Raw genomic sequence first — 21,894 nt, 5'->3', positions numbered from 1 at the left:
AATGATTGTCCGTGATTTCAACGAGATCGTGAAAAAAGAACGTGATCGCGTCGTCTCCGATGCCAAGTGGAGCAGCGTACGCATGCTGCTCGCTGACGACAATATGGGATTTAGCTTCCATATCACCTTCCTCGAGGAAGGGTCGGAGCACACGTTCGAATACAAGAACCACTTCGAAAGCGTCTATTGCATGCAGGGCAAGGGGTCGATCACCGACCTCGGCACCGGCGAGACGCACGAGATCAAACCCGGCGTAATGTATGCGCTCGACAAGCATGACCGTCACATCCTGCGCGCTGAAGAAGAGCTGGTCATGGCCTGCTGCTTCAACCCGCCCGTGACGGGGAACGAAGTCCACCGCGAGGACGGATCCTATGCCGCGCCGGAGGAACTGGAGGCATCGTAATGGCCCATACAGTTGAGAAAATCGGCGGGACGACCATGTCCCGCATCCATGAACTGCGCGATACGCTTCTGGTGCGGGGCGACGACCCCTATGGTCGGGTCTTCGTCGTCTCGGCCTTTGGCGGGATCACCAACCTGCTGCTGGAACACAAGAAATCCGGCAAGCCGGGAGTCTATGCGCAATTCGCCGACAGCGACACCGGCCATGGCTGGCAGGACGCGCTGTGCGAAGTGTCGGATGCGATGATCGGCGCCCATACCGAGGTGCTCAGCGCCCCGGGTGACGTTGCGCAGGCGACGGATTTCGTGCGCGACCGGATCGAGGGTGCGCGCAACGCGCTGATCGATCTGCAACGGATCTGCGCCTATGGCCACTTCCGCCTGTCCGAACACATGATGCAAGTGCGCGAATTGTTGTCCGGTCTGGGCGAGGCGCATTCCGCCTTCGTCACGACGCTGATGCTGCAACGTGCCGGTGTGAACGCCCGCTTCGTCGACCTGTCCGGCTGGCGGGACGAGGGCGACGTATCGCTCGACGAACGCATCGAGCGCGCGATGGCCGAGGTCGATCCGGTGACCGAGATGCCCATCGTAACCGGCTATGCGCAATGCCGCCGGGGCCTGATGGGCGAATTCGACCGGGGCTATTCCGAGGTGACATTCTCGAAACTCGCCGCCCTGACGGGCGCGCGCGAGGCGATCATCCACAAGGAATTCCACCTGTCCTCGGCGGACCCCAATCTTGTGGGCCAAGACGCCGTGCGCAAGCTGGGCCGGACCAATTACGACGTGGCTGACCAGCTGTCGAACCTCGGGATGGAGGCGATCCACCCCAAGGCGGCCAAGACGCTGCGTCAGGCCGAGGTGCCCTTGCGCGTCACCAACGCCTTTGAGCCGGACGACCCGGGCACGCTGATCGATGACCGGCCCGCCGACGAGGCAGCGGTCGAGATCGTCACCGGGCTGGACGTGGTCGCGCTGGAGGTGTTCGAACAGGACATGGTGGGGGTCAAGGGCTATGACGCCGCCATTCTGGATGCACTGACGCGCCACGATGTGCGCATCGTGTCCAAGGTGTCGAACGCCAACACGATCACCCATTACGTGGACGCCTCGCTGAAACAGCTGCGTCGCGTGGAAAAGGACCTCAAGGCGCTGTATCCGGCGGCAGAGATCCAGTTGCGCACGCTGGGCATGGCCTCGGTCGTGGGGCGTGATCTGCGCGGGCTGTCGGTGTTGACCCGTGGTCTTCAGGCGATTGCCGAGGCCGGGATGGAAAGCGTCGGCGCCAGCCAAGGGCCGCGCAATGTCGACGTGCAATTCCTGATGGAGCGCGACGACCTGCAACCGGCGATCAAGGCGCTGCACAAGGCCTTCGTCGAGAGTGAAAGCAAGGTCCAACTGGCCGCCTGAACCGGTCCTGACCGTCAGAACGCCGCCCGCGGGATGCCCCCCGGGCGGCGTTTTAGTGTCAGCGGTTGCGGTAGCCGGGGTGGCTTTGCTGGCTCAGGTGCCAGACGATGCAGCGTTGCAGGGCCTGCCCCTCGCGGCCTTGGCACCGCAGCAGCAGGCGGGCGAGGTCGTTGCCGCCGTCATGGCCGCGATCGTGCCCGCGAAGGTCGCCATATCCACCGCCGTGACCGTGGCCATGGCCTTGGCCGCCGCGCCGGGGCTTGGTCTTGGACAGGTAGCCGGAATGGGCATAGCCCACGGCGCCGCTTTCGTGGCGCAGCAGCCACCACGAGCCCTTGCGGCCCAGCCGTTCGACCTTGTCGCCATTGCGCATCAGCCGCGCGACCTTGTAGCCGGTGCCGGGGCCGGTGCGCAGGTTCAGGCCGTTATAGCCCGGCGCATCCACGTACCACGTGCCCTGCGAGCCACCGTGCTGGCCATCATGGTGGCCATGCCCGCGACCGGGGCGGTCGGTCGTCAGCCAGCCGCTATGCGCCCACCCGATCCGCCCCCGCTCGGAGCGCAGTTTCACCCATTTGCCGGGGGCGTGCAGGATTTCGACCTTCGAGCGGTGGGGCATCTGTTCGATGACGCGGTAGCCGGTCGAGGGGCCGGTTCGCAGGTTCAAATATCCATCGCGGGGGGCATTGACCCAAGCGGTGCTTGCGGCGGCGGCCGTTGCAAAGACCATGGCAGCGAGAAAAGTCAGTAAGCGTAACATGAGCAGCATCCTTTCGGTGAAAAGTGATGCCTCACTGTCCGTCACGCGGCGGCGGTCAAACAATAACACCGCCCGGACTGGGCGGTGTTATCGGCTATCCGTTCAGGTCCAAGCCCGCGGGATTGCGGGGTTATTCGGATTGGCTGGCCAGTCCCTCGATCTGCTTGACGATATAGGCCTTGACCGCCGGATCGACCTCGAAGATGCCGGTGCCCAGCCCGCCATGGCCGTCGGAACTGTAATATACATCGGTAAAACCGTGCTCGGCGATCCGCGCGGCAATGAAGGCCACGGCGGTGTCGATATGCCCTTGCACCTCGCTGGTCAAGGCGGTGTAGCCTTGGCCATGTGCGCCGGTCGGAATGCCGCCCGCGCGCGGTGGCGTGGCGCATTGCCACGGCCTGATCCCGGCATTGCCGCCACCTGCATGACAGCCCGGGCCGCTGGTGCCCTGATTGCCCTGATAGGCCAGAAATTCCTCTTCATTGTCGTTGAAGATGAAAAAGGCGGAGGCGTATTCCTCCTGCATCAGCATATAGCCGAAATCGCCCGGCTGGTTGTGACCGGTAAAGACGGAAGGGTGGACGGTAACTGTCATGGAAATATGCCCTTGGGTTGAAATAACGCTCAGACGATACACCCATGGCGCGCCGTGGCCTGTGACCGCGCGCACAGCAAAGGGCCGGGCGCGTGGCCCGGCCTGTCTGTGTCAGATCTGTTCGACGGCGATCCCGTCCTGCACGTAAAAGGCAAGGTGATCCTTGATCGCGCCGACCTCGTCCTTTGGGTTTTCATAGGACCAGACGGCGTTTTCATAGGTCTTCGACTTGGACATGATCGAGAAATATGACGCCTCGCCCTTGTGCGGGCAGGTGGTCGTGTGGTCGGTCCGGTCGAGGAAGGCCATGCCGATATCCTCGCGCGGGAAGTAGATCACCGGCGGCAGGTCGCCTTCGACCAGTTCCAGCGCGCGCGACGATTCGCCCAGAACGGCGCCGCCGGCCCGGATGACCCAAGTGCCCATGGCGGGCGTTATGCGGATGTCTTTGGTCATGGTCATTCCTGTCTCCCCTTTGCTTTGCCAAGCTTAGTGCAGGCAAAGCATGAAATATCTGTGTCACATGGCCCTATCCGTCAGATCGCCCGACAGGCACCGGTCAACCAGTCACGCACCGTGCCGTCCAGATGCGGCGCGAGGCGGGTCAGGCAGTCGGCATGGTAGGCGTTCAGCCAGTCACGCTCGGCCTCTGTCAGCAGGTCGGCCTGTACGAGGCGCGTGTCGATCGGAACATGGGTCAATGTCTCGAAGCGGAGCATATGCGCGACGGTTTGGCCCGGCAAGGGGGGCGCGTCCTCGACGGCGATGAGGTTTTCGATGCGGATGCCAAAGGCCCCCTCGCGGTAGAAGCCCGGCTCGTTCGACAGCATCATGCCCGGCTCCAGCGGCACGGTGCCGGTGCGGGCGATGCGCTGCGGGCCTTCGTGAACCGACAGGTAGCTGCCGATCCCGTGCCCGGTGCCGTGGCCGTAATCGAGCCCGTGCTCCCACAGCGCGGCGCGGGCAAACGGGTCGATATCGCGGCCCGCCAGCCCCTTGGGGAAGCGCAGGCGCGAGACCGCGATCATGCCCTTGAGCACGAGCGTAAAGGCGCGGGCGGCCTCCGGATCGGGGGTGCCTATGGCCATGGTGCGGGTGATGTCGGTGGTGCCGTCCACATATTGCCCGCCGCTGTCGACCAGCAGCAGTTCACCGTCGCCAACGCGGCGGTTGGACTGTTCGGTGACGCGGTAATGCACGATGGCGCCGTTGGGCCCGGCACCCGAGATGGTTTCAAAGCTGATGTCGCGCAGGGCGTTGGTGGCCATGCGCTCGGCCTCCAGCCGCTTGACCACGTCGATTTCCGTCAATGTGCCGGGTTGTTGCCCGTCGAGCCATGCCAGAAAGCGCACCATGGCCAGCGCATCGCGCTGATGCGCGGCGCGGGCGCCGTCCAGTTCGGCGGCGTTCTTGCGCGCCTTGGGCAGCAGGCAGGGATCGTCGCCGTGGAGGATTTCGGCATCCAGCGCGTCGGTGACGGCGATGGGGCAAGTGGCCGGGTCGATGCGGATCGGGCCCTTGAGCGCCCTCACGCCGGGCAGGAAATCCCCGGGGTCCTTGACCGTGACATGCGCGCCCAGATGGTCGCCGATCTCTGTCAGCTTTTCGGGCGCCATATACAGCACCACCCGCGCGTCCGCGTGCAGGATGGCAAAGCCATGCGGCACAGGGTTGCGGGGGATGTCGGTGCCGCGAATGTTCAGAAGCCAGGCGATGCTGTCGGGCAGGGTGATGATCGCCGCGCTGGCCGGGGCGAGGGTGGCGGCCAGCCGGGTGATCTTGGCCTCATGCGCCTCGCCCGCCAGTTCCAGCGGTTGCACCATGACCTTGCCCATGGGAGGCGCGGGCTGGTCCTCCCAGATCTGGTCGATCAGGTTGTCCGAGCGTTTCAGCACCGCCTCGGGCAGCTCCTTTTGCAGCCGATCCAGCTGGTCCACGGTCAGCAGCCACGGGTCAAAGCCGATCACCCCGTTTGGCGCGACCTGCCGGGTCCAGTCGCCCAGAGAGGTCGCGGGCCAGTCGACCTTTTCGAACTCCTCCGCCACCTGTGCCTTGACCTGCACGGTGTAGCGGCTGTCGGTGAAGACCGCCGCGCGCTCTGTCAGCGCCACGCACCAGCCCGCCGAGCCGGTGAAGCCGGTCAGCCATGACAGCCGGTCGTCATGCGCGGCGACGTATTCGCCCTGATGGGCATCGGCGCGCGGGATCAGGAAGCCGTCCAGACCAGCGGTGGCCATCGCCGCCCGAAGGGCGCGCAGCCGGGCCGGGCCCTGTTCGGGGCAAGCCGTGTCGTCAAAGCTCTGGAACATGGAACCTCCATCGGGTGTGATCTGGCGCATAGTCTGACGGGAATTTCCGTGGCGTGCCAGAGGCGGTGGCCAAGTTTTCGCTTGGCGCGCAAGGGGCGGGCATCGTAGGCCTGAACAAGGTTAACGGAAGGACAACATGACGGCACATTCGCTTTCGCCCCAGACGCTTGTCCTGATCGCAGGGCTGTTCTTCACCATGGGCTATCTGGTGATCAACCAGAAGATCCTGCGCGTGCTGCTGCTGATCGGGACGGGGTTTTACCTGTGGTATTACTTCGTCGCAGCCGAACGCCCCCTGTGGGAGGCGATCGCGATGTCTTCGATCATGGGGACGGCGAACCTGATCGGTCTGGCCGGGCTGGTGATGCGCGACAGCAAGGCGTTGATCCCGCGGGCGCATCGCGACCTGTACCAGCGGTTCAAGGACGTCCCGCCCGGCGATTTCCGCGAATTGATGCGGCAGGCGGAGCGCCGCGCGCTGGATCCCTCGACCGCGATCACACGCGAGGGGCAGCCGGTGGACAAACTGTATTACGTGATCTCCGGCAAGCTCGAAGTCGAAAAGCGCGGCGAGCGCTTCCTGATGCCGTCCGGCATGTTCGTGGGCGAGGTGGCGTTCCTGACGCGGATGAAATCCTCGGCCACGACGCGCCTGCCCGAAGGCGGCGAGGTGCTGGTCTGGGACGTGGCCCGCCTGCGCAGACGCGCGCGGCGCAGGCCACGTTTCCTGATGGCGCTGGAGGCGATGATCTCGCGCGATCTGGCGATCAAGGTGGCGTTGGCCGTGGCCCCGCATCAGGCCGCCGACACTAGTGCCGCCGAAGACCTGCAACGGCAGGTGCAGGAGCAGATTCCCCGGTTGCAGTAGCGCACCCCTGTGGCGCGACGCGAAAGTATCGCAAAGGTTGTGGAATATGGCCGTGAATTCGCCTCAATCCATTCCCAGAAAGGGGGGAAATGTCATAGCGATAACGAGGGCCACCATGTCACCCAAATCCAAACCGACCCTTGTCTGGGCGCTCTATGCGTCCAGTCTCGCCGCCGGGCTGACCTCTTTCGTGGGCGTCGCCTTGGCCTATCTTTGGCGCAGCGGCGATCCGGAGTTCAAAGCCGTCTACGACAAGCAGATCCGCCGGTTCTGGATGGCCGGTCTGGGTTGGATTCTGGGTATCCTCGTGATCGTGGCGACGGTGGCCACGGACACGACGCCTGCCGGGTCGGGCATGCCGGGGATGGGCTATGTCGGCGTCCTGATCATCGTCCTGACGCAGCTTTGGTTCGGCATCTCGGCGCTGGTTTCCATAGTCGCCACCCTGTGGTCCGGCAACACGCCCGCAGCACCGCGCTCGGTGGCCTGACCGGCAGGGCAGGCGCGCCGGGTCAACTGGCGCGCTTGATCCCCATGACCCGGGCGCGGGCGCGCGGGTCTGAATCGAACAGGCTTGCCAGCTGTTCGGTCATCGCTCCGGCCAGCTGTTCCACATCGGTGATCGTGACGGCGCGGTCGTAATAGCGCGTCACGTCATGGCCGATGCCGATGGCCAGCAATTCCACCTGCCGCTTCTTCTCGACCATGGCGATCACGTCGCGCAGGTGCTTTTCCAGATAGTTGGCCGGGTTCACCGACAGGGTCGAATCGTCCACCGGTGCGCCATCGGAAATCACCATCAGGATCTTGCGCGCCTCGGAGCGCGCCGCCATTCGACGATGCGCCCATTCCAGCGCCTCGCCGTCGATGTTTTCCTTCAAGAGACCCTCTTTCATCATCAGGCCAAGGTTGTCGCGGGTGCGCCGCCACGGCGCGTCGGCGTGCTTGTAGATGATGTGGCGCAGGTCGTTCAGTCGACCGGGCTGCTGTTCGCGGCCCTCGTTCAGCCATTTCTCGCGCGCCTGCCCGCCCTTCCACGCGCGGGTGGTAAAGCCCAAGATCTCGACCTTGACGCTGCACCGCTCCAGCGTGCGCGCCAGAACATCGGCGCAGATCGCCGCGATGGAGATCGGGCGGCCCCGCATGGACCCCGAGTTGTCCAGCAGCAGCGTCACCACGGTGTCGCGGAATTCCATGTCCTTCTCGACCTTGAAGGACAGCGGGGTGGTCGGGTTCGCCACGACGCGCGCCAGACGGCCCGCATCCAGCACGCCCTCTTCCTTGTCGAATTCCCATGACCGGTTCTGCTGCGCCTGAAGGCGGCGTTGCAGCTTGTTCGCCAGACGGCTGACCGCGCCTTTCAAAGGCTCCAGCTGCTGGTCGAGATAGGCGCGCAGGCGCTCGAGTTCCTGCGGATCGGCCAGTTCCTCGGCGCCGATTTCCTCGTCCTCGGTGTCCGAATAGACCTTGTAATCAGGGTCGGCCTCGGACACCGGGGCAGGGGCGGGCGGCTCCATCGGGGCCTCGCCCTCGGGCATTTCGGCCTCGTCGCCCAACTCCTGATCGGCGAGGTCGTCCATGGTGACCTGCGCCTGAGACGGGTCCATGGTTTCGTCCTGCGAGGATTCCGGGTTGGCTTGGGCCTCTTCTGACTGGTCCTCGTCATTGCCGGTGCTGTCGGGCTGCTGGTCCTCTTCCTGACCGTCCTCCTGCCCGTCCTCTTCGGACTCGTCGTCCATGTTGTCGGGGTCGTCGCCCAGCTGGTCGCCATAGCCCAGATCGGAAATCACCTGCCGGGCCAGTTTGGCAAAGGCCGCCTGATCGTTGAGCACGTCGTCGAGCGTTTCAAAGGTCTCCGACGCCTGCTGTTCCATGAACGGACGCCAGAGTTCCATGACATTGGCCGCCTCGGCAGGCAGGTCGCGGCCCGTCGCCAGATGGCGGACAAGGTAACCGGCGGCGACCGAAAGCGGGGCCTCCGACGCCTCGCGGATCTGGCCATAGCCGCGGCGCGCGGCCTCGTGGCCGATCTTGGCGTCGATATTCTTGGCGGTGCCGGGCATGTCGCGCGCGCCCATCGCCTCGCAGCGGGCGGTTTCCATCGCCTCGTAGAGCTCGCGCGCCATGTCGCCCTGCGGCACATAGCGGGCATGGGTGGCGTTGTCGTGATAGCGGCGGTGCAGCGCCAGCGCATCGGCGGTGCCGCGCGCCAGCAGCACCTCGTCGCGGGTCATGCGGCGGCTGACCTGAGGCAGGCGCATGGTGTCGCCCGACACGCCCGCAGGATCGACCGAGTAGCTGACCGACAGGTCAGGATCATCGGCCATGACCTTGGTCGCCTCGGCGAGGGCCTTCTTGAACGGATCTGCGGGGTTGTCGTTGTGCTGTGCCATGGGCTGAGGTTTCGCGCGTTGTGCGCGCTTTGGCAAGAGGGCGCGTTATCCCAGAAGCAGCGCCGCGCAGCTGCCGATTTCGCGCCGGGCCAGCCCGGCGGCATAGCGTTTCTGCCGCGCGTCGGTGTGAAAGCTGGCCACCTGCAACAGTTTCGCCTGCGCGAACTTCGCCTCGATCCGCATATGCAGGATGTCCGCGCGGGACAGGGCCGAGTCGGGCGCGACCGCCTCCAGCAGGGTTTCGAACATGGCGCGCTGGTCGCGGGCCTGTTCGCCATCCCGGCCCATCAGCCATTCATGTTCCATCGTCGCGGAGAACCGACCGAGGCAGGTGGCAAAGAACCGCGCCGGGTCGCGGGACAGATCGGGCGCGGCAAGCGCCTGCGTCCCGCAGATCATGGCCACCAGAAGGCCCAAAACGTATGTTTTCAAACCGCCCATATATTGGACAGTAGCGCAAATGTTCTGCCGTCCAGTTAATCGGTTTGAAAACTTTTCACAAAAGTGTCGTCAAATCCTCACCGTTCGTCAGGTGAGGGTCATCAGCACCGCCTGCCGCGCCTCGACCGCCGCCGCTAGAAAATCGCGCATCTGGCCAAACGCCCCGCGCACCAGCCCGTCATCCTCGGGCGATTGCGGGGCGTTCTGGACCTCGCAACCGGGGGCGTGCAGGTCCGTCAGGCGCGCGTCCAGCAAGTCATGGGACAGGGCGGTCAGGTGCGCGTGCGCCGCGCGCACTTCGGCGGGGGGCAGCAGGCGGGGCGGGTCTTCCTCCGGGTGGATCTCGTGCCAGTCGCTGCCGCCCAGCAGGAAACCTGCGGGCAGGTCTGCCTCCCACACCTCGCCGGAGGAGAGGTAGTGGACGACGTGCCAATGCTCGAAGAAATGCAGGATGTCCGGCTCGTCCAGCAGCTTGATCCCCTTGAGTCCCAATGCGAATTCCGCAGCGTCATCGCCGGGCTCTGACGGCTCGGTGCCGGGGGCGAAGCGGCGCAGGGTCATCGAGAGGGTCATGAGCAGACCAGCCCGACCCGAATGAAGTCGGTATTGCGGAAGATCTTCGTCTTCACCAACTCATCGGGGGTTTGCGACACGACATGCAGCACCGAGCGTTCCTGCCCGGTGCAATCAGAAGCGGCGCTGGCGGCGGCCTCGGCCAGCCGCTTGGTCACGGTGGGACCGAAATCATGCGGATCGACAAGGGCAAAGCTCTTGTCCGGGGCCACGGCCACGTCGATGCGCTTGCCCTCGACGGTGACGGGCTTGCGGGTCTGCCAGACGGCAGCTTCGAGCGAGCGGATCTCGGCTTTGCGGGCCTGTTGGGCGGGGGTGACGGCGCAGGCGGCCAGGCTGAGGGCCAGCAGCGGCAGGGTCAGGCGTATCATCATCAAAACCTTTCGGTGCAAAGAAAAAGGGGCGCCCGTTCGCGCCCCTTTCGAATAGGTTGCCGATCGCGCCTCAGGCCAAGCTGACAGAGGCGGCGCTTTCCGGCAATTCCTCGTCGAAGCAGCGCTGGTAGAATTCCGCCACGGTCTGGCGCTCCAGCTCGTCGCACTTGTTCAGGAAGGACAGGCGGAAGGCGTAGCCCACATTGCGAAAGATCTCGGCGTTCTGCGCCCATGCGATCACGGTGCGCGGCGACATCACGGTCGACAGCTCGCCATTCATGAAGGCGCGGCGGGTGAAGTCGGCCACGGTCACCATCTGGCGGATGGTCTTGCGGCCCTTCTCGTTGTTGTAATGCGGCGCCTTGGACAGCACGATCGAGGTCTCGGCATCGATCGACAGGTAGTTCAGCGTCGCGACCAACGACCAGCGGTCCATCTGGCCTTGGTTGATCTGCTGGGTGCCGTGATAAAGCCCGGTCGTATCGCCCAGACCCACGGTGTTGGCGGTGGCGAACAGGCGGAAATACTTGTGCGGGGTGATGACCTCGTTCTGGTCCAGAAGGGTCAGCTTGCCGTCGGTTTCCAGCACGCGCTGGATCACGAACATCACGTCGGCGCGGCCCGCGTCGTATTCGTCAAAGACGATGGCGCAGGGGTTGCGCAGCGCCCAGGGCAAGATGCCTTCCTGAAACTGGGTGACCTGCTTGCCGTCGATCAGCTTGATCGCGTCCTTGCCGATCAGGTCGATGCGCGAGATGTGGCTGTCGAGGTTCACCCGCACGGCGGGCCAGTTCAGGCGGCTGGCTACCTGTTCGATATGCGTCGATTTGCCGGTGCCGTGATAGCCCTGGATCATCACGCGGCGGTTGTTGCGGAAGCCCGCCAAAATCGCCAGCGTCGTGTCGGGGTCGAACTTGTAGGTGCTGTCTTCCTCGGGGACGCGCGCGGTGCGCTCGGCAAAGCCATGCACGACCATGTCGGTATCGATGCCAAAGACTTCACGAACGGAGATCTCTTCCGTCGGTTTCGCGTTGATATCGAGCATCTCGTCCGCCATGCTTGGTCCGTCCTCTGGTCCCGGGTCTCTTGTCTGCGCAGTTACGTGCAACAAATCCGACGAAGGGGCAAGAGGCAGCGGACAGACAGGCCATATGACACCGCAGGAAGAAATCGAAGCGTTGATCGCCCGCATCAGCATGGGCGACCGCAAGGCGTTCCGGGCGCTGTACGAACGCACCTCCGCGAAACTTTTCGGGATCGCGCTGCGTGTGTTGAAGGATGAAGGCCCGGCGGAAGAGGTGGTGCAGGAGGTATTCCTGCGCATCTGGGACCGCGCGGGTAGCTATCGCGCCAACGGATACTCGCCCATGACCTGGTTGATCACGATCACGCGAAACGCCTCGATTGACCGGTTGCGCAAGATGCGCAGCCGGGGCGAGGCGACTGCGCCCGTGGACATTGCCGAACGGCTTTATGACGACAAGCCGGGACCCGAGGCGCAGACCGTGGCCCGCGACGAGGCGCGTGTCCTGCAGGCTTGCCTTGCGGAACTGACGCCGGAGCGCGCGGAGATGGTGTCCAAGGTCTACATGCACGGGCTGACCTATCAGGAGATCGCCGATGATGTGGGGGCCAAGCTGAACACCGTGCGGACTTGGCTGCGGCGCAGTCTTCTCGAATTGAGGGAGTGTCTGAGCCGATGAGCGATGAAAGCACGGACCTGCCCGGTGGCCCCGAGGCCGAAGCGGCGGAATATGCGCTGGGTCTGCTGACGCCCGAGGAGGCGCGCGCGTTCGAACGTGCGATGGCGGAATCCCCCGATCTGGAACAGGACGTGGTGGCGTGGTCGGAGTACTTCGCCACCTTCACCGATCCGATCCCGGAACAGACCCCGCCACCGGCGCTCTTGCGGCGCATCGAAAAGGCTGCGTTCGGCGAGCCCGCCCCGTCATTCTGGCGGCAGGTGCTGCCCTATCTCGGGGGGGCGGTCGCGGCTGTGGCTGTCGCTTGGGTGGTGATCACCACCGGCCTGCTGGAGCCGGAAGGCGATATCATCGTCGCCGAACTGACACCCGCGGCGGGGGACATGGCCTTTGACGTGCGCATCGACCCGCCGACGCACCGGGTCGACGTGACCTACCGCGCCGGCACCTTGCCCGCCGACCGGGTGCTGGAACTGTGGCTGATCCCCGTGGGCGCCGCGCCGATTTCGCTGGGCGTGATGGACGCAGAGGGCGTGATCAGCGTGACCCTGTCCGACGAGATGGCCGCACGTGTGCCCGGCGGCACCTTGGCCGTGTCCGACGAGCCGGTCGGCGGCTCGCCCACCGGCGCGCCGACCGGCACGGTTCAGGCGGCAGGGGTGCCGATCCCGGGCTAAGGAGGCAGGACCGTGGCCAGCATTGCATCTGGCTGCGGCACAGCAGTAGGTCTCGTGGTCATCGCGTTCGTCGACTTTGTCCTTAGGGACATGCATTTGTATCCAAGTCGCTTTGGCGGGGGGGGGGGGGGGGGGGGGGGGGGGGTGGGTGGGGGGGGGGGGGGGGGGGGGGGGGGGGGGGGGGGGGGGGGCGGTTTCGAGCATATCGACGAGACGGGTGAGGTCAGATTGGACTGGTGGTCATCGTTAAATCCGGAGAAATTTGAAATTGAGCAATGAGAGGGATTACACCGACAATATCGAGAGGCTAAAGCTGGCATTTAGCGTCGTTTCCAGAAAGCTTTTTTGGATGTCGGTTGTTCACGTTGTCGCGTGTCTCGCCGTTTTTCTGTATCCTTGGGATAACTTTGGAATTTTCTACTATTCTACAAAGCTTTGTGTAGTCATTGCTCCGCCAATATTTTTTCTGCAAGTTAGACATCATTTGATGTCCGCCATTGGTGAAGCCACGAAGGGTTAGTCGGACGTCATCTATCAGCCACTGCGGCGGAACAGTGGCTGCGAGGCAGGTTTCAACCGTTGATTTGTCCTGTGGCTTCAAACTGGAGCTTGCAACCCACATAACGGATGACCGTTTGCGCATGGCGCGAGTTTCCTCGGGCCGGGACGGCTGACCCAGTATGGAGCGGGAACCAGCGGATCAAGCCAAAGACCCGCCATGAGCGACGGGCTTTCCCCCCTCGCGACGCCGAAACATGTCGCGGCCCTGCGCGCTGCCGAGTGCGTCGAGGACGGGACGCCCAAGGGGCTGGGGACCGGGCCTCCGCCGCGTCGGGCAAGGGGACATCTTCCGACCCGGCTGACGGGATTTCAGTTTGACGCCGGTTGGCATCATGTCTAACCCGTTGTCGAAAATTGTTCTTCGAAGGAGTCCCGATGTTCCGCCCCGTGTTTTCCGCCGCTGTCCTGAGCCTTGCATGTGCCTTCCCCGTCCTTGCCAAAGACAAGGTCATCGAGGTTCCGATTACCAAGCAGTTCACTCAAGGCTCACTGGGTGAAAGCCAAGGCCGCGGGGCGTTGCTGATGACCTATCATGTGCTGGAGATCGGTGGCGTGCCGATGGTCTGCGGTGCCTATGCGGCCCAAAGCACCTTCATGATCCAGAACAAGTTCGCGGCCCTGCGCAAGGGGTGGGTCAAGGCAAACGGCAAGAAGGTCATCCGCGACCTGACCTTCTTTGCCAATCTCGGCAGCCGCGCTTCGGTCGACAGCGGCAAGGCGCGTTGCAAGCCGCTGGGCGTGTCGGGCAAGGGCAAGCTGGACCTGAAGATCGGCTTCGATCCGATCGCCATCAGAATGTGAGGGATTTTCTCTCGCGTCGGGACGGTCGGCTCAGTATACATCGCCTACGCGCACATCAATCCAAGGACCGGCCATGAGCGGAGAGCTTTCCCCCATCGACAAGGCGAAATACGTGGCCGCCAAGCGCGCGGCCGAGTTCGTCGAGGACGGGATGCGCGTGGGGCTGGGGACGGGGTCCACTGCCGCATGGCTGGTGCGCTGTCTCGGCGAGAAGGTCCGCGAAGAGGGGATGCGCTTCAAGGGCATCCCGACCTCGGCCCGGACCGCCGAACTGGCGCGCGAGGTCGGCATTGAGGTCATCAGCCTCGACGAGGCGCGCTGGCTGGACCTGACCATCGACGGGGCGGATGAGTTCGACGCCAATCTCGCGCTGGTCAAGGGCGGCGGCGGCGCGCTGTTGCAGGAAAAGATCGTGGCGACGGCCTCCGACCAGATGGTGGTGATTGCCGACGCGGCGAAGGAGGTCGAGCATCTGGGGCATTTCCCGCTGCCGGTCGAGGTCATCCCCTTTGGCTGGCCGACGACACAGGCGCTGATCGAGGAAACGCTGATTTCCATGGATGTGATGGGGCGGCAGACGACGCTTCGGATGAATGGCGACCGGCCCTATATCACCGACGAGGGCAACCACATCCTCGACCTGCACTTGCAACGCATCGGCAACGCCCGGCAGCTGGCGCTGGTGCTGAACCAGATTCCGGGCGTGGTGGAAAACGGGCTGTTCATCGACATTTGCGACACGGTGGTGATCGGCTATGGCGACGGCCGGGTGGAAACCCGCGACATCAATGCCGGGACGGTGCAGGAAACCCAGTTGGATTTCGTCGAGGATGACAACCTGTTCCGCGACATCTGAACAGGCCCCGGTGTTCACGACCAAGGTCGTAACCCGTTGGCACTGGCCTTTTCCGGGTTTCCTCAGCCTTCTGGGCTTGTTTTTCTCGGGATGGATTTCGTCGCGGGCGCCGAGGTGACGGTGCTGATCTGGCTCTGCTCTGCGGTTCTGGCTCTGCTGTTAGTTGCCGATGCGGTGCCGTTCTTTCTGCGTCGCAGGGTGCCCGCGACGCAGACCGCACGCCTGTCCGAGGCCGTGTTCATCGCCCAGATGTTTGCCTTTGTCTGTGCCCTCCGCTTGGTGGAGGGTGCGGTGGCGGCCGGTTTGATGGGCGCAATCTTTAGCCTGGCCTACGGTATCGGCTGGTGGGCACGACGACGTCGGGATGGCACAACGCCAACCGTGGTTAGGTCTATTTATTTTGGGCCCGAAGGTATGGTCTGGCCCAGCCAAGACTTCGGGGATCGCGGCGCCGACACCCGCCTTGGCTGGACCGAGGTTCGATATTTCGACCTGCAACGCGGAATGCTCGACGGGATCGTCGGCTTTGTCGAATTCGGCACCGATGCTCAACGCAACTCGCGCACCCTGCCGTTTGGCATGCTTGACGGGAAAGCGCAGCGTCGGGCATTGGCTGTAATCAAGGCCTACTGGCCCGATGCTGAAACCCCGCCCAATCAGCAGATTGCTGCAAGGGCCGGGGATTCCTGACTTTGTGATCCGCCCCGCTGCCCCCCATATTGACCGTGCAACAAAGCGGAGGTGGGGCATGGACCATCGAGCAATTCTGATCGCGGTTCTGTGTGCGCTGGGCGGCGCGGCATGGGCCGAGCGCGGCACGCAAGGCCCGATCCCCGATGACATGTGGGCGCGCATGAACGGGGTCAGCTGGCACGAGGGCAAGGGCTGCCCGTCGCGCGACGCGCTGGCGCTGCTGACAATGCCCTATCGCGACTTTGCCGGGCAGGATCGCACCGGCCAGATGATCGTCGCTGCCGAGGTGGCGGATACGGTGCTCGACATCTTTGCCGAGTTGCACGATCTGGCGTTTCCCATCGAACGGATGCAGCCGGTGCATATGTTCTTTGGCAAGGACGACCTGTCGATGGCGGCGAACAACACATCGGCCTTCAACTGTCGCACCGTGGGCGGCACCAACCGCCTGTCGCAGCACGCCTTTGGCACGGCGATGGACATCAACCCGGTTCAGAACCCCTATGTCAAAGGCGGCTATACCTCGCCCGAGGGGGGCAAGGCCTTTGACGAGGCGGAGGAACGCGGCCCGGACGTCCAGGGCATCATCCGCGAGGGCGACCCGGTTGTCCGGGCCTTCAAGGCGCGCGGCTGGGGCTGGGGCGGCGACTGGACCAGCCTCAAGGATTACCAGCACTTTTCCCAAAGCGGCAACTAAACCGCCCCTTCGTCTGGCCTTCCCCCGACCCATGTGAAATACCTTTCGCCAAAGCGGCGAAGGAGCGATTTCATGAGTGAGTTCGACTATGACCTGTTCGTGATCGGTGGCGGTTCGGGCGGGGTGCGCGCGGCGCGCGTCGCGGCTGGCGAGGCCGGCGCGAAGGTCGCATTGGCCGAAGAGGATCGCTATGGCGGCACCTGCGTCATTCGCGGCTGCGTGCCGAAAAAGCTGATGGTTTTCGCCAGCGAATACGCCGCCATGCCCGCCGATGCCCGCGCCTATGGCTGGGACATCGCCGATGGCAGCTTTGACTGGGACCGGTTCAAGGCCAAGCTCGACGCCGAACTCGACCGGCTCGAAGGCGTCTACCGCAAGCTGCTCAAGGGCTCTGGCGTCGAGACCTTCGATGCGCGCGCCCGGCTGAAGGACGCCCACACGGTCGAGCTGTCGACGGGCGAGACCTTTACCGCGAAACATATCCTGATCGCCACCGGCGGGCGCCCGGTGCGGCCCGACATGCCCAATGCGCATCTCGGCATGGTGTCGGACGACATCTTTCACCTCAAGGAATTGCCGAAGACGGTGCTGATCATCGGTGGCGGCTACATCGCCTGCGAATTCGCCTGCATCCTGCACGGCTTGGGCGTCGAGGTGACGCAGTATTATCGCGGCGCGCAGATCCTGCGCGGCTTCGACGACGAGGCGCGGGGGCTCATCTCGGACAGCATGCAGGAACGCGGCATCAAGCTGCATGTCGGCACCGACATCGTCGAAATGTGCCATGCCGATCACGAAAAGGTGGCCGGCCCCGTCGAAGAGCGCCAATACGGCCATGACGACCTGACCGACGAAGCGCACGGCCCCGAGGGCCCGATCCGCGTCAAGGCCACCAATGGCGAGGAACTGGTCTATGACGCCGTCTTCTTTGCCACCGGGCGGCGCCCCAATTCCGACGATATGGGGCTGGAGGAGCTGGGCCTGGCGCTGGCCCGCAACGGCGCCATCGAGGTCGATGACTACAGCCAGACCAAGGTGCCCTCGATCTACGCCATCGGCGATGTCACCGACCGGGTCAACCTGACCCCGGTGGCGATCCGCGAGGGCATGGCCTTTGTCGAGACCGTCTTCAAGGGCAACCCGACCAAGGTGGATCACGAGCTGATCCCCTCGGCGGTCTTCACCCAGCCGGAATTCGGCACCATCGGCCTGACCGAGGAACAAGCCCGCGATCAGGAACCGGTCGAGGTCTACTGCACCTCGTTCCGGCCCATGCAATCGGCCTTTGCCGAGACGACCGACCGCGTGCTGATGAAACTGATCGTCAGCCAGGAGACCCGCAAGGTGCTGGGCTGTCATATCGTCGCGCCTGGGGCGGGCGAAATGATCCAGTTGGCGGGCATCGCGGTCAAGATGGGCGCGACCAAAGAGGATTTCGACCGTACCGTGGCGGTCCACCCGACGATGTCCGAAGAGATCGTCACGATGCGCAACCCGGTCCGCAAGGCTTGAATTCCGCATCATAACACACAGCTTAGGCAGCAAGTGCCTTACAGGTAATCCGAGGGAGACGATTTACATGGCAGGAAACAGCGGCGGCCCCTGGGGTGGCGGCGGTGGCAATCAGGGTGGCGGCAATGGCCGCCCGCCACAAAACGGCGGGAATGGCGGCAAGCGTCCCGACGACAACCAGATCCCCGAGATCGACGAGCTGATGAAGAAGGGTCAGGAACGTCTCAAGGTCCTGATGGGCGGCAAGGGCGGCGGCGGCAATGGCCGTGGCGGTCTGCCCGGCGGTGGTGGCTCTGGCGGCCCCGGCGTGACCCGGACCACTTTGGGCCTTGCGGCGTTGGGTATCGTGGCGCTTTGGGCCTTTGGCAGCTTCTACACCGTCAAGCCCGAAGAGCAGTCCGTCGAATTGTTCCTTGGCAAGGAATACAGCATTGGCAATCCCGGTCTGAACTTTGCCCCATGGCCTGTCGTGACCTATGAAAAGGTCAACGTCACCTCGCAGCGGACCGAGACCATCGGCGCCGGGCGCGGGGCCGATAACGGCCTGATGCTGACCACGGATGCGAACATCGTCGATATCGACTTCCAGGTGGTCTGGAACATCTCGAATCCGTCGCATTTCCTGTTCAACATCGCCGAGCCCGAGGAAACCGTGCGCGCCGCTTCCGAGGCGGTCATGCGCGAGATCATCGCGGCCAGCAACCTCGCCCCGATCCTTAACCGGGACCGTGGTCTGATCGCCGATACCGCGTTGCAGAACATCCAGAACACGCTGGACGAATACAATTCGGGCATCCGCATCGTCCGCGTGAACCTCGACACGGCCGACCCGCCCGCCGAGGTGATCGACGCCTTCCGCGACGTGCAGGCGGCCGAACAGGAACGCGACCGTCTGGAACGCGAAGCCGACGCCTATGCCAACCGGGTGGTTGCCGAGGCGCGTGGTCAGGCCGCGCAGGTGCGCGAAGAGGCCGAAGGCTATCGCGCGCAGGTCGTCAACAACGCATTGGGTGAGGCCGCGCGCTTTACCTCGGTGCAGCAGGAATACGCGCAGGCCCCCGAGGTCACGCGCCGCCGCCTGTATCTGGAAACCATGGAAGGCGTGATGCGCAGCGTGGACAAGATGATCCTCGACCCCAGCCTCAGCAACGGGGAGGGCGGCGGCGTTGTGCCGTACCTGCCGCTGAACGAACTTCGCCGGGGGGGCAACTGAGATGCGCAAGACGACATTCATCCTACCCGTCCTCGTCGTGATCCTCGTGGCGGCGCTGTCGTCGATCTACGTGGTCAACGAGAAGCAAAAGGCGCTGGTGCTGCAATTCGGCCAGATCAAGGCCGTCAAGGAAGACCCGGGTTTGGCCTTCAAGATCCCGCTGATCCAGGAAGTGGTCTACTATGACGACCGGATCCTGTCGCTCGACACCGAGGAAATCGAAGTCACACCCGCCGATGACCGCCGCCTGATCGTCGACGCCTTTGCGCGTTACCGCATCTCCGACGTGGTCCTGTTTCGTCAGGCCGTGGGCGTCGGTGGCATCGGTCTGGCCGAGGACCGCCTGCAAGGCATTCTCAACGCCCAGATCCGGGAAGTGCTGGGTGCCGATCAGGTGACATCCGACCGTATCCTGTCGGAGGATCGCCGTGACCTGATGAACCGCATCCGCGATCAGGCCCGGATCGAGGCGAACTCGCTGGGGCTCGAGGTCGTGGACGTGCGGCTGAAGCAGACCAACCTGCCGTCACAGAACCTTTCGGCCACATTCGACCGGATGCGCGCAGAACGCCAGCGCGAGGCCGAGGATGAACGGGCCCGGGGTCGCGAGGCGGCGCAGCGTGTGCGCGCTCTGGCGGATCGTACCGTGACCGAAACCCTGTCGGAGGCAGAACGCGAAGCCAACGTCATCCGCGGTGAAGCGGATGCCGAGCGCAACGCGATCTTTGCCGATGCCTATGGGGCCGATCCGGAATTCTTCGCCTTCTATCGCTCGCTGCAGGCCTATGCGAATTCGCTGGGTGGCGACAATTCGATGATGGTGATGACCCCGGACAGCCAGTTCTTCGAGTATTTCCGCTCGGAAAACTCCGGTACGCCGATCAGTGCCGCGCCGCGCCCAGAGGCCGCCGACGAGGCGCCCGAGGCACCGGCCCCGGCGGAAGGCGATGCCGCTCCCGAGGCCCCCGATGCCGACGCGGCGGCCCCGCAACCGGCCGACCCCGCCCCGGCGCCCGACGCGCCCGAGGCGGATGAAGCCCCCGCAGGGAATTGACCTTCGGGGACATAATGACGGGGATCGCCATGGTCCTCGTGATCGAGGGGCTGGTCTATGCACTGGCCCCTTCGCTTGTCGAGCGCCTGCTGGAGGCGCTGCGCGAGATGCCGGTGGAGACGCGCCGCGCGTTGGGGCTGGCGACACTGGCGACCGGGTTGATCATGCTGTGGATCGTGCAGGCCGCTTGATGTGATGGCCCGCGCGCCCCGGGCTCGACCCGGGGCCTCATGGTCCATTGCGGCGAGAGGTCCCGGGTCAGGCCCGGGACAGGGCATCAGCCACCAAACTTTTACACAAATCTTAACCATCGTCTGATCCCGTCGGGGTGGATCGCGAGTGCGTGTTTTCCAGTCACACCTGTGTGAGGGCGGGAATTCCTGTCTTTGGTGTTGCGGCTCAGCACCTATGTTTGTCACACTGGATAACAGGAGGCAGGCAGCGCCGGAACGGACGCTGGCTGGCAGAGACAAGGAGATCCAATTGAAACCGCAATCCCTCGCTCTGACGCAGGACCGCGCAACGCCGCTCAGAATGTTCTGGCTGACAACGTTGTCGATGGTCCTGATCGTATCGCAGACGCTGATGGCGCAGGCGCGTGGCGTTCCCGAAAGCTTCGCCGATCTGGCCGAACGCATCAGCCCCGCCGTCGTCAACATCACCACCTCGACCGTTGTCGCGGGCCGCACCGGCCCGCAAGGCATCGTGCCCGAAGGCTCACCCTTCGAGGATTTCTTCCGCGATTTCCAGAATCGCGGCCAGCCGGACCGTCCGCGCCGGTCCTCGGCTCTGGGCTCGGGCTTCGTGATTTCCGAGGATGGCTATATCGTCACCAACAACCACGTCATCGAAGGCGCGGATGAGATCACCATCGAGTTCTTCGAAGGCTTCGAACTGCCCGCCGAACTGGTCGGCACCGATCCGAACACCGATATCGCCCTGCTCAAGGTCGAGGCGGACAACCCGCTGAAATTCGTGTCGTTCGGCAATAGCGACAATGCCCGCGTCGGCGATTGGGTCATGGCCATGGGCAACCCGCTGGGTCAGGGCTTTTCGGTCTCTGCCGGGATCGTGTCCGCCCGCAACCGCGCGCTCTCGGGCACCTATGACGATTACATCCAGACCGATGCCGCCATCAACCGCGGCAACTCCGGTGGTCCGCTGTTCAACATGGATGGCGACGTGATCGGCGTGAACACCGCGATCCTGTCGCCCAACGGTGGCTCGATCGGCATCGGTTTCTCGATGGCCTCGAACGTCGTGACCAAGGTCGTCGATCAGTTGCAGGAATTCGGCGAGACCCGTCGTGGCTGGCTGGGCGTGCGCATTCAGGACGTCACCCCGGACGTGGCCGAGGCGCTGGGCCTCGACGCGGCCCGTGGCGCGCTGGTCTCGGACGTGCCCGAAGGCCCGGCCATGGATGCCGGCATGAAGGCCGGGGACGTGATCCTCAGCTTTGACGGCACCGAGGTTGAGGACACCCGCCAGCTGGTGCGTGTCGTGGCCAATACGCCGGTCGGTGCCACCGTCCGTGTCGAGGTCAACCGCGATGGCGAAACCGAGGTGCTGCGGGTCACGCTGGGCCGCCGCGAAGAAGCGCAGGGCGCCGTGCCCGCTGCTGCTCCGGCGATGCCAGAGGCCCCGACCCAGCTGGACCTTCTGGGTCTGACGCTGGCACCGCTGACCGACGACATCCGCGCCGAACTGGAAGTCGACGGCGACATCGACGGCCTCGCGGTGATGAATGTCGACGAGACCTCGCAAGCCTTCGAAAAGGGGCTGCGCGCCGGTGACGTGATCACCGAAGCGGGCCAAAGCCCGGTCAAGAGCCTCGCCGAGTTCGAAGAGCGGATCGCAGAGGCGCGCGACGAAGGCCGCAAGTCCCTGCTGCTGCTGGTGCGGCGCGCCGGTGACCCGCGCTTCCTCGCGCTGGGTCTCGAAGAGGACTGAATTCGCCTGATGCGAAACGACAAGGGCGGCCTTCGGGCCGCCC

24 protein-coding genes are annotated in these 21,894 nt (G+C 64.4%); 15 read left to right on the top strand and 9 right to left on the bottom strand.

Annotated elements, in window-relative coordinates:
• Nucleotide 1: 1 nt before the first annotated feature.
• Nucleotides 2-406 carry an ectoine synthase gene (locus D8Z78_RS15285; RefSeq protein WP_121634507.1) on the top strand — a complete coding sequence of 135 codons (405 nt, stop codon included), beginning with the start codon at nucleotides 2-4 and terminating at the stop codon, nucleotides 404-406.
• Nucleotides 406-1,818 carry an aspartate kinase gene (locus tag D8Z78_RS15280; RefSeq protein WP_121634509.1) on the top strand — a complete coding sequence of 471 codons (1,413 nt, stop codon included), beginning with the start codon at nucleotides 406-408 and terminating at the stop codon, nucleotides 1,816-1,818. The genes D8Z78_RS15285 and D8Z78_RS15280 overlap by 1 nt, the downstream gene beginning before the upstream one ends.
• Nucleotides 1,819-1,876: 58 nt before the next feature.
• On the opposite strand, the gene D8Z78_RS15275 is transcribed toward D8Z78_RS15280, so the two are convergent.
• The 4 genes from D8Z78_RS15275 to D8Z78_RS15260 all read right to left on the bottom strand — a co-directional run bounded on the left by D8Z78_RS15275 (nucleotide 1,877) and on the right by D8Z78_RS15260 (nucleotide 5,485).
• On the bottom strand, nucleotides 1,877-2,578 hold the full coding sequence (locus tag D8Z78_RS15275; RefSeq protein WP_164932978.1) for an SH3 domain-containing protein: 702 nt from the start codon (nucleotides 2,576-2,578) through the stop codon (nucleotides 1,877-1,879).
• A gap of 130 nt (nucleotides 2,579-2,708) precedes the next feature.
• Nucleotides 2,709-3,176 (bottom strand): hypothetical protein, encoded by a 468-nt coding sequence (locus D8Z78_RS15270; RefSeq protein WP_121634512.1) that lies wholly within the window; start codon nucleotides 3,174-3,176, stop codon nucleotides 2,709-2,711.
• Nucleotides 3,177-3,287: 111 nt separating this feature from the next.
• Nucleotides 3,288-3,632, bottom strand: coding sequence for a DUF427 domain-containing protein (locus D8Z78_RS15265; RefSeq protein WP_121634533.1), 345 nt, complete (start codon nucleotides 3,630-3,632; stop codon nucleotides 3,288-3,290).
• 80 nt (nucleotides 3,633-3,712) lie between these two features.
• Entirely contained in the window at nucleotides 3,713-5,485 is a 1,773-nt protein-coding gene (locus tag D8Z78_RS15260; RefSeq protein ID WP_121634534.1) for an aminopeptidase P family protein, read from the bottom strand.
• 136 nt (nucleotides 5,486-5,621) lie between these two features.
• On the opposite strand from D8Z78_RS15260, the gene D8Z78_RS15255 reads away from it, so the two are divergent.
• The gene (locus D8Z78_RS15255) at nucleotides 5,622-6,353 is read left to right on the top strand and encodes a cyclic nucleotide-binding domain-containing protein (RefSeq protein ID WP_121634514.1); all 732 of its coding nucleotides are present in this window, start codon (nucleotides 5,622-5,624) and stop codon (nucleotides 6,351-6,353) included.
• A gap of 115 nt (nucleotides 6,354-6,468) precedes the next feature.
• Nucleotides 6,469-6,843, top strand: coding sequence for a hypothetical protein (locus D8Z78_RS15250; protein WP_121634516.1), 375 nt, complete (start codon nucleotides 6,469-6,471; stop codon nucleotides 6,841-6,843).
• Nucleotides 6,844-6,865: 22 nt separating this feature from the next.
• Here D8Z78_RS15250 and cobT read toward each other — a convergent pair whose 3' ends face one another.
• The 5 genes from cobT to cobS all read right to left on the bottom strand — a co-directional run bounded on the left by cobT (nucleotide 6,866) and on the right by cobS (nucleotide 11,191).
• Nucleotides 6,866-8,746 carry a cobaltochelatase subunit CobT gene (gene cobT / locus D8Z78_RS15245; RefSeq protein ID WP_121634517.1) on the bottom strand — a complete coding sequence of 627 codons (1,881 nt, stop codon included), beginning with the start codon at nucleotides 8,744-8,746 and terminating at the stop codon, nucleotides 6,866-6,868.
• A gap of 45 nt (nucleotides 8,747-8,791) precedes the next feature.
• A complete protein-coding gene (locus D8Z78_RS15240) occupies nucleotides 8,792-9,178 on the bottom strand; it encodes a hypothetical protein (protein WP_128910797.1) in 387 nt (128 codons plus the stop codon).
• A 96-nt stretch (nucleotides 9,179-9,274) separates the two neighbouring features.
• Nucleotides 9,275-9,760 carry a DUF1877 family protein gene (locus D8Z78_RS15235; RefSeq protein ID WP_121634521.1) on the bottom strand — a complete coding sequence of 162 codons (486 nt, stop codon included), beginning with the start codon at nucleotides 9,758-9,760 and terminating at the stop codon, nucleotides 9,275-9,277.
• Entirely contained in the window at nucleotides 9,757-10,134 is a 378-nt protein-coding gene (locus tag D8Z78_RS15230) for a hypothetical protein (protein ID WP_121634523.1), read from the bottom strand. The genes D8Z78_RS15235 and D8Z78_RS15230 overlap by 4 nt, the downstream gene beginning before the upstream one ends.
• 70 nt (nucleotides 10,135-10,204) lie before the next feature.
• The gene (cobS, locus tag D8Z78_RS15225; RefSeq protein WP_121634524.1) at nucleotides 10,205-11,191 is read right to left on the bottom strand and encodes a cobaltochelatase subunit CobS; all 987 of its coding nucleotides are present in this window, start codon (nucleotides 11,189-11,191) and stop codon (nucleotides 10,205-10,207) included.
• Between the two features lie 94 nt (nucleotides 11,192-11,285).
• On the opposite strand from cobS, the gene D8Z78_RS15220 reads away from it, so the two are divergent.
• From D8Z78_RS15220 to D8Z78_RS15165, 11 genes are all read left to right on the top strand, one after another.
• Entirely contained in the window at nucleotides 11,286-11,837 is a 552-nt protein-coding gene (locus tag D8Z78_RS15220; RefSeq protein WP_121634526.1) for a sigma-70 family RNA polymerase sigma factor, read from the top strand.
• A complete protein-coding gene (locus tag D8Z78_RS15215; protein WP_121634528.1) occupies nucleotides 11,834-12,514 on the top strand; it encodes an anti-sigma factor in 681 nt (226 codons plus the stop codon). The genes D8Z78_RS15220 and D8Z78_RS15215 overlap by 4 nt, the downstream gene beginning before the upstream one ends.
• Before the next feature lie 936 nt (nucleotides 12,515-13,450).
• Nucleotides 13,451-13,876: a hypothetical protein gene (locus D8Z78_RS15205; protein WP_121634574.1), complete on the top strand. Its 426-nt coding sequence runs from the start codon at nucleotides 13,451-13,453 to the stop codon at nucleotides 13,874-13,876.
• Nucleotides 13,877-13,949: 73 nt separating this feature from the next.
• Entirely contained in the window at nucleotides 13,950-14,732 is a 783-nt protein-coding gene (gene rpiA / locus D8Z78_RS15200; RefSeq protein ID WP_121634575.1) for a ribose-5-phosphate isomerase RpiA, read from the top strand.
• Between the two features lie 36 nt (nucleotides 14,733-14,768).
• Nucleotides 14,769-15,422, top strand: a complete 654-nt coding sequence (locus tag D8Z78_RS15195) for a hypothetical protein (RefSeq protein WP_121634577.1) — start codon at nucleotides 14,769-14,771, stop codon at nucleotides 15,420-15,422.
• Nucleotides 15,423-15,480: 58 nt separating this feature from the next.
• Nucleotides 15,481-16,122, top strand: coding sequence for a M15 family metallopeptidase (locus D8Z78_RS15190; protein ID WP_121634579.1), 642 nt, complete (start codon nucleotides 15,481-15,483; stop codon nucleotides 16,120-16,122).
• Between the two features lie 72 nt (nucleotides 16,123-16,194).
• Complete coding sequence (locus D8Z78_RS15185) at nucleotides 16,195-17,634, top strand: FAD-dependent oxidoreductase (protein ID WP_121634580.1); 1,440 nt, start codon at nucleotides 16,195-16,197, stop codon at nucleotides 17,632-17,634.
• Between the two features lie 67 nt (nucleotides 17,635-17,701).
• Nucleotides 17,702-18,847, top strand: coding sequence for an FtsH protease activity modulator HflK (gene hflK, locus D8Z78_RS15180; protein ID WP_121634582.1), 1,146 nt, complete (start codon nucleotides 17,702-17,704; stop codon nucleotides 18,845-18,847).
• A gap of 1 nt (nucleotide 18,848) precedes the next feature.
• The gene (hflC, locus tag D8Z78_RS15175; RefSeq protein WP_121634584.1) at nucleotides 18,849-19,901 is read left to right on the top strand and encodes a protease modulator HflC; all 1,053 of its coding nucleotides are present in this window, start codon (nucleotides 18,849-18,851) and stop codon (nucleotides 19,899-19,901) included.
• Between the two features lie 14 nt (nucleotides 19,902-19,915).
• Complete coding sequence (locus tag D8Z78_RS15170) at nucleotides 19,916-20,092, top strand: DUF2065 domain-containing protein (RefSeq protein WP_121634585.1); 177 nt, start codon at nucleotides 19,916-19,918, stop codon at nucleotides 20,090-20,092.
• A gap of 367 nt (nucleotides 20,093-20,459) precedes the next feature.
• Nucleotides 20,460-21,851, top strand: a complete 1,392-nt coding sequence (locus D8Z78_RS15165; protein WP_420824321.1) for a DegQ family serine endoprotease — start codon at nucleotides 20,460-20,462, stop codon at nucleotides 21,849-21,851.
• Nucleotides 21,852-21,894: the final 43 nt, after the last annotated feature.

Source organism: Tropicibacter alexandrii, assembly GCF_003667315.2.
Classification (GTDB): domain Bacteria; phylum Pseudomonadota; class Alphaproteobacteria; order Rhodobacterales; family Rhodobacteraceae; genus Tropicibacter; species Tropicibacter alexandrii.
The sequence above is the reverse complement of the archived record's forward strand: the minus strand, read 5'-3'. Positions and strand labels throughout refer to the sequence as shown.

What these genes read in the sequence shown, in the direction of transcription:
- D8Z78_RS15250 (WP_121634516.1), top strand. Translation starts at nt 6,469, where the DNA reads ATGTCACCCAAATCCAAACCGACCCTTGTCTGGGCGCTCTATGCGTCC.
- D8Z78_RS15270 (WP_121634512.1), bottom strand. Translation starts at nt 3,176, where the DNA reads ATGACAGTTACCGTCCACCCTTCCGTCTTTACCGGTCACAACCAGCCG.
- D8Z78_RS15185 (WP_121634580.1), top strand. Translation starts at nt 16,195, where the DNA reads ATGAGTGAGTTCGACTATGACCTGTTCGTGATCGGTGGCGGTTCGGGC.
- D8Z78_RS15280 (WP_121634509.1), top strand. Translation starts at nt 406, where the DNA reads ATGGCCCATACAGTTGAGAAAATCGGCGGGACGACCATGTCCCGCATC.
- D8Z78_RS15205 (WP_121634574.1), top strand. Translation starts at nt 13,451, where the DNA reads ATGTTCCGCCCCGTGTTTTCCGCCGCTGTCCTGAGCCTTGCATGTGCC.
- D8Z78_RS15265 (WP_121634533.1), bottom strand. Translation starts at nt 3,632, where the DNA reads ATGACCAAAGACATCCGCATAACGCCCGCCATGGGCACTTGGGTCATC.
- D8Z78_RS15215 (WP_121634528.1), top strand. Translation starts at nt 11,834, where the DNA reads ATGAGCGATGAAAGCACGGACCTGCCCGGTGGCCCCGAGGCCGAAGCG.
- cobT (WP_121634517.1), bottom strand. Translation starts at nt 8,746, where the DNA reads ATGGCACAGCACAACGACAACCCCGCAGATCCGTTCAAGAAGGCCCTC.
- D8Z78_RS15285 (WP_121634507.1), top strand. Translation starts at nt 2, where the DNA reads ATGATTGTCCGTGATTTCAACGAGATCGTGAAAAAAGAACGTGATCGC.
- D8Z78_RS15165 (WP_420824321.1), top strand. Translation starts at nt 20,460, where the DNA reads ATGGTCCTGATCGTATCGCAGACGCTGATGGCGCAGGCGCGTGGCGTT.
- D8Z78_RS15230 (WP_121634523.1), bottom strand. Translation starts at nt 10,134, where the DNA reads ATGATGATACGCCTGACCCTGCCGCTGCTGGCCCTCAGCCTGGCCGCC.
- hflK (WP_121634582.1), top strand. Translation starts at nt 17,702, where the DNA reads ATGGCAGGAAACAGCGGCGGCCCCTGGGGTGGCGGCGGTGGCAATCAG.
- D8Z78_RS15275 (WP_164932978.1), bottom strand. Translation starts at nt 2,578, where the DNA reads ATGTTACGCTTACTGACTTTTCTCGCTGCCATGGTCTTTGCAACGGCC.
- cobS (WP_121634524.1), bottom strand. Translation starts at nt 11,191, where the DNA reads ATGGCGGACGAGATGCTCGATATCAACGCGAAACCGACGGAAGAGATC.
- rpiA (WP_121634575.1), top strand. Translation starts at nt 13,950, where the DNA reads ATGAGCGGAGAGCTTTCCCCCATCGACAAGGCGAAATACGTGGCCGCC.
- D8Z78_RS15190 (WP_121634579.1), top strand. Translation starts at nt 15,481, where the DNA reads ATGGACCATCGAGCAATTCTGATCGCGGTTCTGTGTGCGCTGGGCGGC.
- D8Z78_RS15220 (WP_121634526.1), top strand. Translation starts at nt 11,286, where the DNA reads ATGACACCGCAGGAAGAAATCGAAGCGTTGATCGCCCGCATCAGCATG.
- D8Z78_RS15170 (WP_121634585.1), top strand. Translation starts at nt 19,916, where the DNA reads ATGACGGGGATCGCCATGGTCCTCGTGATCGAGGGGCTGGTCTATGCA.
- D8Z78_RS15235 (WP_121634521.1), bottom strand. Translation starts at nt 9,760, where the DNA reads ATGACCCTCTCGATGACCCTGCGCCGCTTCGCCCCCGGCACCGAGCCG.
- D8Z78_RS15260 (WP_121634534.1), bottom strand. Translation starts at nt 5,485, where the DNA reads ATGTTCCAGAGCTTTGACGACACGGCTTGCCCCGAACAGGGCCCGGCC.
- hflC (WP_121634584.1), top strand. Translation starts at nt 18,849, where the DNA reads ATGCGCAAGACGACATTCATCCTACCCGTCCTCGTCGTGATCCTCGTG.
- D8Z78_RS15255 (WP_121634514.1), top strand. Translation starts at nt 5,622, where the DNA reads ATGACGGCACATTCGCTTTCGCCCCAGACGCTTGTCCTGATCGCAGGG.